This window comes from Legionella adelaidensis (genome assembly GCF_900637865.1).
Lineage (GTDB): Bacteria > Pseudomonadota > Gammaproteobacteria > Legionellales > Legionellaceae > Legionella_A > Legionella_A adelaidensis.
In genome coordinates this window covers 106437-123238 of record NZ_LR134428.1, presented here as the reverse complement: position 1 = coordinate 123238, position 16802 = coordinate 106437, and the positions used below count along the sequence as shown (strand labels likewise).

Below are 16802 nucleotides of genomic sequence, written 5' to 3'. Positions count from 1 at the left end.
AAATCAGGTAGGAGATTGCAGCATTTATTTTAATCAAAAACCACTTGGGTGTTTCGAATTTTTTTTAATTGATAGCGTAATTTTTTAAATAACAAGATAGTTTCTTTTTTCTTTTGCATTTTATTTACCTGTATTCGTAATCGCAGGAATTCATACTCCTTAATGTAAGAATGCACTATAGTAGCCATTTTTGGGTATTTTTGGCTTATTCTTCTCCATTGTTGCAAAAGAGAGGAGGGAGGAGTTGTGGGAATTTGTAAACGACGTAATTCTCTTTGCAACTTTCGATATTCCCGAATGAGCGGATCGATTGCTTTCTTTTGTTTATATTGGTACCAAATACCACCGCAAAGGAGAATAATAAATAATAATAAAATCCAGGTGCGTAATAATTCCCCGAATCGCCAAGATCCTAATCCAAAGCTTTGGAAAAGTTTTATTTGACGTTCCTGGTTATAAAAAAGTAGCCACCGTTCCCAAAAATATTTTACAGAATCAATCGATAAACGGGCCTGTTCCAACCAGGGAAGATGGAGTCTATATTCAGACCAATTAGTATAAAGCTGTTTATCATGGGCATTAATATTGCGAATTGTTTCGTCTATTCGGGAGGGTAGTATAAAAGTAGTAGGATCCAGTCTTTTCCAACCCTCTCCATTTTGCCAGTATTCTAACCAAGCATGGGCGTCTTTCTGTTTTATATTGAGGTACTTGGCAAAAGGGTTCCATTCTCCCCCAAAGTAGCCTAAGACTACTCTTGCAGGTATACCTGCAGCTCTGAAGATAAAAGTTACTGCGGCGGCATAATGCTCACAATAGCCCTCACGGGTTGTAAACCAAAATCGGTCCAGTTGCGCGTTGTCATTGCCAATGGGCATAGATTCCAAGCGGTACCAGAAAGGTTCCTTTTGTATATATTCCTGTATATTTTTAATAAATAAATTAATATCTCCCTTGGCGTTATTCATAGTTTCTTTAGACCATTGCTGTAGAAGTGGATTTGCATTGGCCGGTAATTGCAGATTCTGAAACCTGGCCACCGGATTTAATGGTCTATAAAACGGTTTTCTAGTTGACAGGCCGTAGGCAAAACGTTGATTAATCGGTTTACCGTCGTACCTTATCAACCCTAATGAAGGGGTGAAATGTAACTTAGGCCATCCAGCGGAGGGAAAGCCACTGTAAAATAACCATATTTTTTGATGTGCTTCCAATATCACTTCATAGTCACCAGACTCTTTGTTTGGTAGAAGAGGTAAAGTAATAAAATTTTCTGTGCCGGCTTCAGCAGTCCAATTAACGCCATCATAATTATTAAGTACTAACCCGTGCCAATAGTCCTCTATTTTTGGTTTTCCCTTAAAGGTGACACGCATGGCTGTTGTATCATCTTTAAAGAGAGTGACTATTGAACCCGGGTGCATAGATTCCCCAAAACCGGTAGTACCAGTAGAGGGAACATTTATTCGCCATAGCGGTTCGCTAATACGAGGAAAAACAAAAAACATTAGAACAGTAAGAGGAAGCGCTATAAGGAGAAGTTTAAAACTGCGAATACTCATTTGTTTCCAGTGAATTACTTGTTGTACTTCTAAACGCACAAGCAATGACATTATTCCTATAGTGGCTAAAATCATATACGGTAAAACCCATAATTCGGTGTTAGAAATTAAAGAGGTAAAAATCACATAAAAGCTTACTAAGATGACGACACGTAAATCCCGAATACTATGAGCCTCAATTAACTTTAACCAAAAGAAAGTGACTAACGTACCCATAAAAAAGCCAGGGGATACAAATGAATCATAGTGAATACGCAACAGTATCAATACAGATACAATTACAAAAGCACGAAACCACAAAGGTAAAACACGTGAATGATAGTAACTGGCGAGCAGCCGATAACTTATAGCTACAATAGCTAAAATGAGAAACCACCAGGGCGCTGTTGTTAAATGCGGTAAAGTACAAAAAGCCATCACTATGAGAGCATGACGCATCGTTGGGAAGGTAATCTGCTGTTTATATTCAACCTGCATTAGTAGCTCGCCAATTTGCGTAAGCAATTTTTCAAATGTTGTTCGCCCCGCGTTATTTCAGTGCGTTCCCCTTTTAATTCTAATCCGTAAATATGCCCACGTCCTTCCGCCTCCAGAAGCCAAAATGCAATATATTGTAAATTACGTTCCCCATTATCTTTTGGTAAATCTTGTAAGCGAAAAATCCAGTTCTCACCTGTAGGACTACTCATTGTTTTTAAAAACCAACCTTGCCCTCGGGCTGAAATTTTCCAGGCAATCCGACCCGGTTGAGTCCAGGGATTTCCCACGAGTTTTAAATCATATAGCTCGTCTTCTCCTGTTTGTTCGGTGTCTGCTGAGGCTTGTTGGGTAGGTATAAAAGGGTTTGGCCAAAATCCTGGGTTAAGAGGTTTTGGATAAACATAGTACTCATTTGAAAAACGGCTATATGTCCATACTTTGAAAATGCCAATGGGATAATAGCTATAAATTTTCAAAGGGGGTAAATGAAATTTGCCTCTTTTTTTTGTTTCTATAGGTACAATAACAATACCATTGGGATACGCAATTTCGATTTTTACTTCTTCCTCACCTTCAAATTTAAAATAGATTGCAAACCGTTTGGGTAAGTCACTTTTGAGTAACAAAGTAATTTTGGCGGGTTGGCCTACTTCAGTATCCAGGATTGGTAAACAGTGGATGGTTAAGCCATTTAAATTATAATGTGTTTCCCATAAAGCGATAGAACCAAATACAATTAATAAAAAGAAAAGAAAAAATGCAGGATTAAGTTGATAATTAATTGCGCCGGTACTAATGGTTAAGACTACAAAAGCAAACACCCATCCAAAAGCAGAAGGTAGAATATAAATATTTTTAAGACCCAGAGTATGACTAGTTACTTGTTGTGGTAGATTATTACTTCCAATTTTTTCCATCTTTTGCCTTATTTTTTTCCAAATCAATCTCACACCGGTATCTCCACATGGTTGAGCAAAATATTGGAAGGTAAAATTTCGCCTTCGGATTGGGTAATAATCAAGCGATGATCGACTACAGAAGGGAGCACTGATTGAATGTCATCGGGTCTTACGAAATCTCGCTCCCCTATCTTTGCATACGCTTGGGCTGCTTTAATGAGAAAGCGACCTGCTCTTGGACTTAATCCATGTTCAAACCAGCCATGTATGCGGCTAGCATTTAATAGGCCTTGTACATAATCAAGAATGGGCTCGGAGATAATGATTTGCAGGGTTTCTTTTTGCCAGAGAAGTAGTTTCTCTGTATTAATGACCGGTGGTAAAAGAGGAATACGCTCCCTTTGTTCTTGCTCTATTAGTAGTTTTCTCTCATATTCAGCCGGCGGATAACCGATGGCTAGACGCATTAAAAATCTATCGAGTTGCGATTCAGGTAATAGATAAGTACCGGTTTGATGAGCAGGGTTTTGCGTGGCAATAACAAAAAAAGGATCAGGTAATGAGCGCGTGCCATTATCTGTAGTAACTTGACGCTCCTCCATAGCTTCCAGTAAAGCACTTTGAGTTTTTGGAGGGGCTCGGTTAATCTCGTCTGCGAGGATTAATTGCGAAAATATAGGCCCTTCATGAAATTGAAAGCGTTGCTGGTGCGTATCAAACACAGAAACACCTATTAAATCGCTTGGGAGCAAATCGCTGGTAAATTGAATACGGCGATAATTCATGCCGGTAAAATGCGCTAGTGCCTGACTTAACGTAGTTTTCCCCATACCAGGAATATCTTCAAGAAGTAAATGTCCATCAGCCAATAAACAACTGATTGCCAAACGAACAACTTCTTCTTTTCCTAATAAAACGTTATTTAAGGCTTGCTGTAATTTTTTAAGCATCTATTTCCTTTCCCTGAAATTATTTTAATTATAGCTGTTTTGAGTAATTAAATTTTGCATTGTTAAACGTCTGTTGGTACCGTCATCAGGCATTTGCAGATTTGTTCGTTGGAACTTCACCTCTCTACATAAAATTTTTATTCCATGGGAAGAAATTAGTGTAATTATTATTTCTTCTATGGTATTAGGGTATACTGGGTGCGCCTTTAAAGGTTGCGGAATAATTAGTACATTTTTCAGTCCGTTTGGTTGTAAAAACAGCAATTTTAAGTTGTTAGTGGGCAATATCTATTTGGGGCTTAAGCCATGCATGATGGGGCGGTTTATTACACAATTTTTCTAATATTCGGGGGAGCTGCGGTTTTATCCACTGTTGTGCTGTACACCCGTCAATCTTTATTAGTTGCTTACATCCTTTTGGGTGCTGTTCTTGGTCCCTGGGGCCTTCATTTGGTTCCTGACTTAGGGGCAGTTCAACAAGTAGGGGATATGGGAATTGTTTTCCTTTTGTTTTTATTAGGCCTCCATTTGCAGCCGCAAAATCTTATTCATATGTTAAAGAAGGTTACCTGGATTGCCATTTTTAGTTCCATTATTTTTGCCTTGATTGCCTATGGGATTGGCCGATGGTTTGGATTGCCAGTAACTGACTCAATGGTTCTGGGTGCTGCCATGATGTTTTCAAGTACCATTATCGGACTTAAATTATTACCTACTACTATCCTCCATCATCAACATACTGGTGAGGTAATGATCAGCGTCTTACTGATGCAAGATTTAATAGCAATCATTGTTTTAATTATGTTGAACGGAGCACAAGATGGAAGTGGGCTCACTTGGGATGATTTTATTCTGGTGGGTGTGGCGTTACCAATCTTGATTCTGTTTGCGTTTGCATTTGAAAAATATGTATTAGTTAAATTGTTGGCTCGCTTTGATAGAACACAAGAATATGTATTTTTACTTTCTATTGGCTGGTGTTTGGGAATGTCCATCATTGCGCAAAAAGTGGGTTTGTCAGAAGATATTGGCGCCTTTGTTGCAGGCGTAGCTTTGGCGGCCAGCCCTATTTCTTTATTTATTGCTGAAAGTTTAAAACCCTTACGGGATTTCTTTTTAGTAATGTTTTTCTTTTCTGTAGGAGCAACGTTTAATTTTGGTTCATTTGCTCAAACAGTTATTCCGTCATTTTTATTAGCTATCTTGATGCTTGTACTAAAACCACTAGGGTTTTACTTGTTATTAAAGCAAGCAGGCGAAAAGAAATCTATCGCCAAAGAGGTGGGGTTTCGCTTGGGTCAAGCGAGTGAGTTTTCTTTATTGGTAGCCAGCATTGCTTTGAGTACTAAAATGATTAGTGATGTAACATCCAATCTTATACAGGCGACAACTATATTAACTTTTATTGTGTCTTCTTACTTAGTGGTATTGAAATATCCTACCCCTATGTCTTTAACCGAAAAGATGAGAAAAGATTAGGAGTTTTTAAATGAAACTTTTGGTAATTGTAATTTGCTTGATAAGTGAAAGATTTTTAGCGCATACCAGCGTTCATAATCGATTTAACTGGTTTACATCTTATGCAAAGTCAGTTCAAAAAAGTATTTCCGAACCCATTACAACCCCCTATAGATGGCTCCTTTTGACGTTCATTCTTCTACCTATATTGATTAGTGTCGCTTTTGTGCTTTTCCTCACATCCAGTATGGTATTCGGTATCATTTACCTTTTACTGAACGTGGTTATTTTTTATTATTGTTTAGGACCGAAAAATCCTTTCTACCCAGAAAACCTAAAAGATAATGCTAGCGAAAAAGAGTTGGGCAATTATTTTGCTGAAGTAAATGGACAATTATTTGCAGTTATTTTTTGGTATATTGTTTTAGGGCCCCTGGGGGTCTTAGCTTATCGCCTGATTAGCTTGAGTAGAACACAAGAAGCTGTAAAAGGGCCAGCGGATACGTTAACCCATATTTTAGATTGGGTACCGGCGAAGTTTACAGCCCTGCTCTATTTGCTCGTGGGTAATTTCCAGGTGGGTTTTCAACATTTTACTCGCTTATTTTTTACACCACCTCACAATAATGAGACTATATTAAGTGTTTGTGGCCTTCATGCAGTTGGGTTTGACGAACAAGAGCAAGTTTATATGCCAGAGGCAGAAACGTTAGTTGAGCATGCGGCGATTGTATTGCTAGTTTTTTTGGCAATTTTTACCCTGGTAGCTTGGTTGTAACTTAATACAAAGAATTAATGTTTGGAAGGGCCTGAGGGTGTTACTTTTTTAACGAGCTGTCGTTCCACGTAGGCGGGAATCTATTCTTAGAGAAGTACCTTTACTAACTGTTTTAGACCAAAGGTCAATATAAACGGACTTAACACAGCGAGTACATTATGTATTTTTTAAATCGACTATTGTGGTGTTTTTTATTTTTACTGTTAGCCAGCTGTCATCGTTCAGTCGAGGTCGTTCATTATCAGGTTGCATGTAAATTAGTCTGTTTAAAAAAATTTGATGCTTGTATAAATAATTGTCGCGATAGTTGTTCTAATTGTTCAGCGTGCTCCTCAAAAGCCACGGCAAATAGTTACAAACAGTATGTACATGAAGAGCTTGTACAAGGCGGATTTTTAGTTCGACAGTTGAATTCCTACCGTGATCCACTAAAATGCCGCAAGCCAACCTGTAATTGCAAGGCAGATCGTCGTGTTTGTGAACAATCATGCGAAGGGGTTATTCATAAACGTTTACAAGTTCCCCCAACCTGTTGTTAGTCCCAGAAGACAGAGGAAAATGAATGGTTAATGAGAGTATGAAAGATTTAGATCCAATCGAAACCCAAGAGTGGTTGGAATCTTTAGAAGCAGTATTACATGAAGAAGGCAATGAAAGAGCCGCTTACATCATTAAAGAGTTAATTAAAAAAGCAGAACAAGACGGGGTGAAATTATCAAGCTCTTCCGTTACTCCTTATCGCAATACCATTAAACCACATGAAGAAAAACAAATACCTCCTGATGAGGGAGTAGTTAAACGAATTAATGCGTTGTTACGTTGGAACGCAGTAGCAATGGTATTAAGAGCAGGAAAATATGCTCCAGAACTGGGGGGACATATTGCGACGTATGCTTCTTCCTCAACACTTTATGAAGTAGGCTTTAATCATTATTTTAAAGGGCCTGATAAAGTAACCGGTGGAGATTTACTGTATATTCAAGGACATTCTTCCCCTGGTATTTATGCAAGAGCATTTCTGGAAGGACGGCTTAGCGAACAGCAATTGGATAAATTTAGGCAAGAAGTTGAAGTGAATGGATTGTCTTCCTACCCGCACCCGTGGCTAATGGGTGATTTTTGGCAATTTCCCACCGTTTCTATGGGCCTGGGTCCTTTGCAAGCTATTTATCAAGCGCGATTCTTAAAGTATTTAGAAAATCGTGGATTGATAAAGGCAGAAGGGCGAAAAGTTTGGGCATTCTTGGGAGATGGTGAAACGGACGAGCCAGAATCTCTCGGTGCTTTATCCATTGCTGCCCGTGAAAAACTAGATAATTTAATCTTTGTAATAAATTGTAATTTACAACGTTTAGATGGACCGGTTCGTGGGAATAGTAAAATTATCCAGGAATTGGAAGGGGTTTTCCGCGGTGCGGGCTGGAATGTTATTAAAGTGGTTTGGGGCGGTAGATGGGATCCTCTTTTTGCACTGGACAAAGATGGAATTTTGCAAAAGCGAATGGAAGAGTGCGTGGATGGGGATTACCAAAGTTACAAGGCAAATGATGGCGCGTATGTGCGCGAAAATTTCTTTGGCCAATATCCCGAGTTGAAGAAAATGGTAGAACATTTGTCAGATGATGAAATTTGGCGTTTGAATCGCGGGGGCCACGACGCTCAAAAAGTATATGCGGCCTATGCTCAGGCAGTAGAACATAAAGGAAGCCCCACGGTTATTCTTGCTAAAACTATTAAAGGATATGGCATGGGGGCTGCTGGGGAAGGTATGAATATTACTCACCAGCAAAAGAAGATGTCTATAGAGCAATTACGTGCTTTTCGCGATCGCTTCAGTATACCTATTAGCGACGATCATATTAACGACGTTCCTTTCTACAGACCTGCGGAAAATAGTCCTGAAATTCAATATTTAAAAAAACAAAGAGAAGCTTTAGGCGGGTATTTGCCATCACGCACAACCGAGATAGAACCTTTAAATATTCCAGAACTGGATGCTTTCTCAACAGTGCTTAAAGGTTTAGGGGATAGAGAGCTCTCTACCACCATGGCTTTTGTGCGTATCCTGTCTGTGCTTTTAAAAGATAAAAATATCAGTCAAAGAATCGTGCCTATCATTCCTGATGAGTGCAGGACATTCGGAATGGAAGGTTTATTTAGGCAAATTGGTATCTATTCCCCCGTGGGCCAGTTGTATACTCCTGTTGATCGTGAACAGGTCATGTATTACCGGGAAGCCAAAGATGGGCAGATTCTGGAAGAGGGCATTAATGAGGCGGGGGCATTTTGTTCGTGGATGGCTGCAGCTACCTCTTATAGTACCAATAAGTTGGCTATGATTCCTTTTTATATTTATTATTCTATGTTTGGATTTCAACGTATTGGAGACTTGGCCTGGGCTGCCGGAGATATGCAAGCGCGCGGATTCTTATTGGGCGGAACAGCCGGAAGAACGACCCTTGCCGGAGAAGGTTTACAACATCAAGATGGTCATAGCCACATTTTGTCTTCAACTATTCCAAACTGTATTTCTTATGACCCGACTTATGCTTATGAGTTGGCTGTTATCATTCATGATGGTTTAAAGCGGATGTACGTTAACCGTGAAAATGTTTTTTATTATATAACGGTTATGAATGAAAACTATACGCACCCTGATATGCCTAAAGGCGTAGAAGAAGGTATTTTAAAGGGTATGTATTTATTACAAGAAAGTAAGAAAAAAGGGAAAGCACATGTTCAGCTTCTTGGGTGTGGAACTATTTTAAGAGAAGTTATAGAAGCGGCTCGCATGTTGGAAGATGATTATCAGATAAGTGCAGATATTTGGAGTGTAACCAGCTTTACAGAATTGCGTAGGGATGGGCTGGCTGTGGAACGATATAATCGCTTACATCCAGGGAAAAAAGCGAAGCAAAGTTATGTGGCACAGCAATTGGCAAATAGAAAAGGCCCCATTATTGCGGCCACGGATTATATGCGCTTATATGCTGATCAAATTCGCCCATTTATTCATGTGCCCTATATAACTTTAGGTACAGATGGATATGGCCGCAGTGATACCCGTGCAAAATTACGGCACTTTTTTGAGGTCGATGCGAAATTTATTGTAGTGACTACTTTGTCTACTCTGGCGCAACAAGGGGAGATTCCTGTAAAAGTGGTCGAAGAGGCAATAAAACATTATGGTATAAACCCGGACAAAATTGATCCGGCTACTCATTAATTAGAATAAGCCGAGGATAAGAATGGCTAGTACACAAGAAGTTAAAGTCCCAGATATTGGTGGGGCATCCGGTGTGGATGTTATTGAAATTTTGGTGAAAGAAGGTGAAAGCGTTGAAAAAGAAACTCCTTTAATTACGCTAGAATCGGATAAAGCCAGTATGGAAATACCTTCCCCATCTGCAGGTGTTGTGAAATCACTCTCTGTAAAAATGGGGGATAAGGTTTCAGAAGGCGATGTTATTTTATTATTAGAGCCTGCTGCTGAAGAATCTTCACATAAAGAAGAAAAAGAACCTGAAAAAGATCGCGAAGAAGCAGTTAAGGCAGTAATAGATAAGCAAATGACCGAAATATTGGATAAGCCAGAGGAGAAAGAGCTACCCAGTCTTTCAAATGAAAAAAAACAAACTGCTGAAAAACAAGAAGTTATTCACGCCAGTCCGGGAGTTCGCCGCTTAGCTAGAGAATTAGGCGTTAATTTAACTGAGATTCAAGGAACCGGCAGAAAAGAGCGGATTAGCAAAGAAGATATTCATGAATATATAAAAGCGCGTATGCAACAGGGGGCTAAAGGTACCTTCGGAATACCTGCCGCACCTGAGATTGATTTTAGTAAGTTTGGTGAAGTTGAATCCAAACCATTGAATAAAATTAAACGTTTAACCGGTGAAAATGTGCACCGTTCTTGGGTGACGATTCCTCATGTAACGCAATTCGATGAAGCAGACATTACTGATCTTGAGGCTTTCCGAAAAGTTGAAATTCAAAGAAATAAAGAAGAGGTCAAACTGACTATCCTTGCTTTTGTCTGTAAAGTGGTTAGTAAAGCTTTGGCGGTATTCCCCCAGTTTAATGCCTCGTTGGATGCTTCCGGGAACCATTTAATTTATAAACATTACTTTAATATTGGAATTGCGGTAGAAACTCCAAACGGTCTGGTAGTTCCTGTAATTAAAGGGGTGGATCGTTTATCAGTGAATGAAATAGCCAAAGAAATGGCTAGATTAAGTGCTAAAGCTCGGGATAAAGGGTTAATGCCGACAGATATGAGTGGTGGTTGTTTTACTATTTCAAGTCTGGGTGGAATAGGAGGGACGGCTTTTACTCCTATAGTAAATAGTCCTGAAGTGGCTATTCTAGGGCTTTCGCGTTCTTCTGTTAAACCTGTGTATATAGAAAATGAATTTAAACCGCGTTTAATGCTGCCTTTGTCACTTTCTTATGATCATCGCGTGATTGATGGAGCTGAAGCAGCTCGATTTTCTCGCTACATAAGTGAAAGTCTTAGCGACATTCGCCGCGTCTTATTATAAGCAAAGAGGTTTTTACGATGGCAAATCAAATGAAGACGGATGTAGTTGTTATTGGTAGTGGCCCAGGCGGGTACACGGCGGCTTTTCGGGCTGCAGATCTAGGAAAAAAAGTAATCCTGGTAGAACGTTTTGATAATATTGGGGGTGTTTGCCTCAACGTTGGATGTATTCCTTCTAAAGCATTATTACATATTGCCAAAGTAGTGGATGAATCGCATGAAATGGCTGATCAGGGTGTAAGCTTTGGTAAACCTAAATTAGATAACAAGAAAATGGTTGCTTGGAAAAACTCGGTAGTGTCCAAGCTAACCGGTGGTCTAAAAGCGTTGGCAAAACAACGTAAAGTTGAAATTGTAACCGGTACAGCGAAGTTTAAAGGTGCTCATGAAGTTGTCGTTTCTGGTAAAGACGGAGACACTACCATTGAATTTGAGCATGCGATTATTGCTGTAGGTAGTGAGTCGGTTAATCTACCTTTTATACCGGAAGACAAGCGTATATTTAGTTCTACGGGTGCTTTGGAGCTAGCAGATATTAAGGGCAACTTACTAGTGCTTGGCGGAGGCATTATTGGTCTTGAAATGGCTACTGTCTATTCGGCTATGGGAGTTGAGGTCACTGTTGTTGAGTTTATGGACCAATTAATCCCTCCTGCTGATGCTGATTTAGTAAATGTTTTGCAAAAGCGTATGGCTAAGAAGGGTGTAAAGTTCCTTTTGAAGACAAAAGTAACCAAAGTTGAAGCTAAGAAAGATGGAATTTATGTTTCAATGGAAGGGGAACATGGAACAGAAAAACCGGCATGCTTCCAGCAAGTTTTAGTTTCGGTAGGGAGAAAACCCAACGGTAATACAATTGCTGCCGAAAAAGCAGGGGTAAAAGTTGATGAGAAAGGTTTTATTCCTGTAGATAAACAAATGCGGACTAATGTTGATCATATTTTTGCTATTGGCGATGTGGTCGGCCAGCCTATGTTGGCGCATAAGGCCATTCCTGAAGGCAAAGTAGCTGCGGAAGTCATCAGCGGTAAAAAACACTATTTTGACCCAAAATGTATAGCCAGTGTGGCCTATACGGATCCAGAAATCGCTTGGGTAGGTCTTACAGAGAAAGAAGCCAAAGCAGATAACATTCCCTATGAAAAAGCCTCTTTTCCATGGGTAGCTAGTGGCAGGGCATTGAGTATGGGCAGAGAAGAAGGAATGACTAAACTGTTGTTTTGCCCAAAAAGCAAACGAATACTCGGAGCCGGTATTGTGGGTATCAATGCGGGTGATCTGATATCTGAAGCAGCGCTTGCTATAGAAATGGGCTGTGATGTGGAGGACATTGCTTTAACCATCCATCCACACCCAACTTTATCAGAAACGATAGCTCAGGCTGCAGAAATTTTTGAAGGAACTATTACTGATTTGTATTTGCCAAAGAAAAAAAAGTGAAATCTTAACAAAAATTGGGTGTCATTCCCGCTTTCGCGAGAATGACACCCAATTTATCAATTAGGGTTATAAGAACTCATTTTTCCTAATATATATCCTGATGTATAAATATGCCCGGATCCACTCCCCGCCTTCGCGGGATGACAGTTTTGCATATTTTAAAATTGTCATGTACTAAGTGGATTTTCCATTCTTTTCAAAAAATCTTGCAGATGTTCTTTATCGCTTTCACTTCTTAAATATTCTTGAAGACGTATTATTTCTTTTTGATATTGGGTTGTTTGCAATACGCCTCGCATCAATTCAAAACGTAAATACACACAATAAGTATTTAATACGTCTGTTTCGCAGTAGTTTCGTATGGATTGAATATGGCCTTCACGATAGGCTTCCCAAACCTTGGACCCATCCATACCCATTTTTCCTGGAAAACCTAACATAGAAGAAATTTCATCCAGAGGAGCAAAAGCTCTATTCTGATAACCTGCTAAAACATCCATTAAATCCAAATGGCGATAGTGAAAACGACTCAAATAATTATTGTAACGAAACCCTTGTACTGAATCGCCATTTTCCCAATAAGTAGGGGCAGTAATGCTGTGGAAAAGAGAGCGGTAATGGAGAACGGGTAAGTCAAACCCGCATCCATTCCAGCTAACCAGTATAGGGGTATACTTATCAATCCCATTAAAGAAACGTTGAATTAAGTCTTTTTCCGCAGAGTGTTCATCGCCAATAGATAAAACTCTTAACTGACCGGGGCTACTGATTACTAAGGAAATAGCAACAATTTTTTGTAAATAATGCGGTAAAAATTCATTACCTACCTTGGCTCTTCTTAAGGCACAAAGTGCGCTTACAGTGTCTTGTTCAGAAAGCCCCTCTAAGGAATAGAGTTTTTGTCCTGTTTCAATGTCAGGTACCGTTTCAATATCAAAAACCAATACTGTCATGGGTTGCTCAAATTTTTATATCAAGGCTAACATAAGAATGGCCTTCGGGCAAAATCACCCGCTCTAAAACCTCGCGTCGAACTTGAAGAAAATGGGTCTGGCGCCGGAATGCAAATAAACGCATATTTTAAAGATAAAGTGCGATCTTCCTTTAAGAAAGATAAAAATATATTTAATTTACCGCTAAATTTTGTTACTAATAGCCGAAGTGGAATCTTATAAAATAATCGGGAGTGGGAAGTGAAACGCATATCCGTTGCTTTAGCTTTTTTAATCATATCAGGTTGCGTTAGTCCTCCGCCTCGTAATGTAGATAACCTTTGTAGTATATTTAGGCAGTACCCGCAATGGTATAAAGATGCTAAAGATGTGGAGCGTCGTTGGCGGGTGCCTGTTGCAGTACAAATGTCGATTATTCACCAAGAATCAAAATTTAATGGCCGGGCTCAACCACAACGGACTAAGTTATTATGGATTATTCCATGGACAAGGCCCTCAACCGCTTATGGTTACTCGCAAGCCTTAAGTGGGACGTGGGCACAATACAAAAAAACGAATGGTCATTTATTTTCTGCACGCGATCGATTCGGTGATGGCGTGGACTTTATTGGATGGTACGCTAATATTGCCCATCAAAAAGCAGGTATCTCTCGCAGTGATGCTTACAATCTTTATCTTGCTTATCATGAGGGTGTGGGTGGATATCAACGCAAAACCTATTTGCGTAAGAAGTGGCTTTTGGGGGTTGCGCATAAGGTAAGTGCCCGCGCACAATTATATCAGGGGCAATTAAATAAATGTAAAGGCGAATTTTCCTCTTCTTGGTTTAAGTTATGGTAAAGTACCTTGAATAGGAACGAATTTTTTATTGGAGTCGTTAATGCGATTGATGTTATTAGGTGGTCCTGGGGCTGGTAAAGGCACGCAGGCATTATTATTAATTAAGCATTTTAATATCCCGCAAATTTCAACGGGAGATATGCTAAGAAGTGCGGTGGCCGCAGGGACTCCTTTAGGCCTGAGTGCGAAAAAAATCATGGAATCCGGTCAATTAGTACCTGACGATATTATCATAGCACTGGTTAAAGAGCGTCTACAGCAGGACGATTGTAAAAACGGTTTCTTACTGGATGGTTTTCCAAGAACAATTGTTCAAGCTGAAGCATTACGTAAAGAAAATATTTTCCTGGATCATGTTATTGAAATCAGTGTTGATGATGCAGAAATTATTAAACGCATTTGTGGGAGAAGAACACATCCCGCCTCGGGGCGCATCTATCATGTGGAATATAATCCTCCTCAACAAGAGGGGTTGGATGATGTAACAGGGGAGCCTTTAATCATCAGAGAAGATGATAAAGAGGAAATTATTCGTAAACGTTTGGATGTTTATCATCAGCAGACAGAGCCTTTAGTAAATTACTATCGCGAATGGTCTAACAAAAATGATCCCCACTCACCTGCTTTTCATCGTGTTAAGGGAATAGGGACTGTGGATGAAATTTTTCATGGTATTTTAGCTGCGATAGAACATTAGGGAGCATTCAATGACAGGGAATATTCGAGCGGTTAAAAGTGAACATTTTGAATCGTTAATAAATGACAACAAGATAGTCCTTGTTGATTTTTGGGCAGCTTGGTGTGCGCCTTGTAAACAATTTGCTCAGGTATATGAAAAAACGGCACAACAGTACCCGGATATAGTTTTTTCCAAAATTAATATCGGGGAAGAACCGGACTTAGCCGAAGTCTTTCAAATTCGCTCGATTCCCCATTTAATGATATTTAAAGAAGGGATTGCCATTTATTCAGAGCCAGGCAGCATGCCAGAATCAACACTTATAGAGTTGGTAGAGCAAGCCAAGGTGGTTGATATCAGTAAGATTAAAGAAGAGTTGGAAAAAGAAAAATAGTCAGGACTTAAGCAAAACGTCGATCTCTTCGTTAAAGAATGATTTTTAATTCAGTCATTTAGTTAATCTAAACTCCCTCATGAAAATCATTTTTGCCTTGACCTCAACGTTTTTCGTAAGTCCTGGTAGTCTTCCAGCGATAGCAACCTAGTAATCCGATCCGCGCATACCGAGCCGTGCACATAAGTAAGCGGAAATTTTTGGTTGGTGCGCCACGTGAGTAAGCGCAGAAACCAAAGATCTCTGTTTCCTTACGGTCGTGACTCTGTTTGATTAATGTATTCTTTCAACCTCTTAACCACCTCAAAATCTAACCCTAACCCTAATTTCGTTCTCCTCATTAAAATATCTTCCGCAGTAATCGCCCACTCTTCGCGTATTAAAAAATCAATTTCCGTTTGATAGAGGGTGGGACAAAAAAGGACTCCCAAATCTTCTAAAGAATGCTTTCCCGCTAATAACTCTTCCAGCCGAGAACCATAGGTAGTGACATAGCGATTAAAAGTTTCTTCATCTAACCAATAATACTTTTGCCGGGCATAATGTTTGTATTCCTCTAGTTCCATATTTTGATAACATGCACCCGGTAACAATACTTTATGTGTGCAAGATTTCTTTAATGAGGGAAAAACGGATCCCAGTTCGTTTATAACTTTTTCTGCTACTTGACGATAAGTGGTAATCTTACCACTATAAATCGTAACTGTTGGGGCAGGAGCATCCGTATAGTGATATGCATAGTCACGGCTAATATTTTTTAAGGCGCGACTATCTTCTGCCAGAAGAGGGCGTACTCCGCTATAGGTGTACACAATGTCATTTTTCTTTATTTTTTTGTGAAAATACGTATTAACAATAGAACATAAGTAGTTGACTTCCTCAGGATCTATAGCTATGTCGATTAACGGCTTGTTAAAAGCCACGTCTGTTGTGCCTATTAGAGTAAAACCGTGGTAAGGGATAATGAAAACTACCCGTTTATCTTTATGTTGTAATAAATAAGCATGGTTCCCTTCATATAATTTATGTACTACCAGGTGGCTCCCCTTTACCAGCGTTAATTTATGTTTAATCGGAATTTTCATTAATTGGTTTATTTGTTCCATCCATGGACCACTAGCATTAATAATGCTTTTGGCTTTGATTTGATAAGTATCTCCTTGCTTTGGCTTCAGAGTTAATATCCAATAGTTGTTTCTTGCTTCTGTTTTAATCAATTCTGTTCTGGTAGCAATTTTTGCATGATGTTGTTTGGCTTGCAGTGCATTAGCGATTGTTAAACGGGCATCATCTGTAGAAGCATCATAATAAAGAAAGCCTTTTTTGAATTCTTCCTCAAGAGAATGAAAACATGCTTCATTTTTCTTTCTACTGAGCGATTTGCTTTTGGGGAGTTTGTTGTTGCCGCTGAGGTGATCATAAAAAAATAAACCTAAACGAATGAGCCATCGTGGCCGCATTTTTTTAATATAGGGGATAACTAAAGGAAGAGGTTTTACTATATGAGGGGCTATTTCCAAGAGAACTTGTCTTTCTTCTAAGGCTTTTTTAACAAGACCAAAATCATAGAGCTCTAAATAACGCAGCCCTCCATGGATCAATTTCGTACTACTTGAGGATGTTTGAGACGCCAAGTCGTCTTTTTCACAAAGAAAAACTTTAAGACCTCTTAAAGCCGCATCAGCTGCACAACCACATCCGTTGATGCCGCCACCAATAATAGCGACGTCGTAAACATCCATAGTTATCTTTTAGTTCCAAAGAATTCTTGATTATAATCATTTGATTAACGTTTGCAATTTGTTGAATAGGTAAGCTGGAATTAAGCG

13 protein-coding genes are annotated in these 16802 nt (G+C 39.4%); 8 read left to right on the top strand and 5 right to left on the bottom strand.

Features of this window, described 5'->3' with window-relative positions:
- Positions 1–29 precede the first annotated feature (29 nt).
- From EL206_RS06425 to EL206_RS06415, 3 genes are read right to left on the bottom strand one after another with little or no spacing between them, the layout of a single operon-like run.
- Complete coding sequence (locus tag EL206_RS06425) at positions 30–2039, bottom strand: transglutaminase TgpA family protein (RefSeq protein WP_058461847.1); 2010 nt, start codon at positions 2037–2039, stop codon at positions 30–32.
- The gene (locus EL206_RS06420; protein ID WP_058461846.1) at positions 2039–2959 is read right to left on the bottom strand and encodes a hypothetical protein; all 921 of its coding nucleotides are present in this window, start codon (positions 2957–2959) and stop codon (positions 2039–2041) included. The genes EL206_RS06425 and EL206_RS06420 overlap by 1 nt, the downstream gene beginning before the upstream one ends.
- 29 nt (positions 2960–2988) lie before the next feature.
- A complete protein-coding gene (locus EL206_RS06415) occupies positions 2989–3891 on the bottom strand; it encodes an AAA family ATPase (RefSeq protein WP_058461845.1) in 903 nt (300 codons plus the stop codon).
- A 306-nt stretch (positions 3892–4197) separates the two neighbouring features.
- Here EL206_RS06415 and EL206_RS06410 point away from each other — a divergent pair, with 306 nt between their 5' ends.
- The 5 genes from EL206_RS06410 to lpdA all read left to right on the top strand — a co-directional run bounded on the left by EL206_RS06410 (position 4198) and on the right by lpdA (position 12107).
- Positions 4198–5370 carry a cation:proton antiporter gene (locus EL206_RS06410; RefSeq protein WP_058461843.1) on the top strand — a complete coding sequence of 391 codons (1173 nt, stop codon included), beginning with the start codon at positions 4198–4200 and terminating at the stop codon, positions 5368–5370.
- A 10-nt stretch (positions 5371–5380) separates the two neighbouring features.
- The gene (gene ampE, locus EL206_RS06405; RefSeq protein WP_058461842.1) at positions 5381–6127 is read left to right on the top strand and encodes a regulatory signaling modulator protein AmpE; all 747 of its coding nucleotides are present in this window, start codon (positions 5381–5383) and stop codon (positions 6125–6127) included.
- A gap of 562 nt (positions 6128–6689) precedes the next feature.
- Positions 6690–9353 carry a pyruvate dehydrogenase (acetyl-transferring), homodimeric type gene (aceE, locus tag EL206_RS06400; protein ID WP_058461841.1) on the top strand — a complete coding sequence of 888 codons (2664 nt, stop codon included), beginning with the start codon at positions 6690–6692 and terminating at the stop codon, positions 9351–9353.
- Between the two features lie 22 nt (positions 9354–9375).
- Positions 9376–10668: a dihydrolipoyllysine-residue acetyltransferase gene (gene aceF, locus EL206_RS06395; RefSeq protein ID WP_058461840.1), complete on the top strand. Its 1293-nt coding sequence runs from the start codon at positions 9376–9378 to the stop codon at positions 10666–10668.
- A 17-nt stretch (positions 10669–10685) separates the two neighbouring features.
- On the top strand, positions 10686–12107 hold the full coding sequence (gene lpdA, locus EL206_RS06390; protein WP_058461839.1) for a dihydrolipoyl dehydrogenase: 1422 nt from the start codon (positions 10686–10688) through the stop codon (positions 12105–12107).
- 167 nt (positions 12108–12274) lie between these two features.
- On the opposite strand, the gene EL206_RS06385 is transcribed toward lpdA, so the two are convergent.
- Positions 12275–13060, bottom strand: a complete 786-nt coding sequence (locus EL206_RS06385) for a 3'-5' exonuclease (protein ID WP_058461838.1) — start codon at positions 13058–13060, stop codon at positions 12275–12277.
- A 240-nt stretch (positions 13061–13300) separates the two neighbouring features.
- Between EL206_RS06385 and EL206_RS06380 the strand changes: the two genes are divergently transcribed.
- From EL206_RS06380 to EL206_RS06370, 3 genes are read left to right on the top strand one after another with little or no spacing between them, the layout of a single operon-like run.
- Positions 13301–13900: a transglycosylase SLT domain-containing protein gene (locus tag EL206_RS06380; RefSeq protein WP_058461837.1), complete on the top strand. Its 600-nt coding sequence runs from the start codon at positions 13301–13303 to the stop codon at positions 13898–13900.
- A 40-nt stretch (positions 13901–13940) separates the two neighbouring features.
- A complete protein-coding gene (gene adk, locus EL206_RS06375) occupies positions 13941–14597 on the top strand; it encodes an adenylate kinase (protein ID WP_058461836.1) in 657 nt (218 codons plus the stop codon).
- 10 nt (positions 14598–14607) lie between these two features.
- Positions 14608–14973, top strand: coding sequence for a thioredoxin family protein (locus EL206_RS06370; RefSeq protein WP_058461835.1), 366 nt, complete (start codon positions 14608–14610; stop codon positions 14971–14973).
- A 251-nt stretch (positions 14974–15224) separates the two neighbouring features.
- On the opposite strand, the gene glpD is transcribed toward EL206_RS06370, so the two are convergent.
- Positions 15225–16715 (bottom strand): glycerol-3-phosphate dehydrogenase, encoded by a 1491-nt coding sequence (glpD, locus tag EL206_RS06365; RefSeq protein WP_058461834.1) that lies wholly within the window; start codon positions 16713–16715, stop codon positions 15225–15227.
- Between the last annotated feature and the right edge of the window lie 87 nt (positions 16716–16802).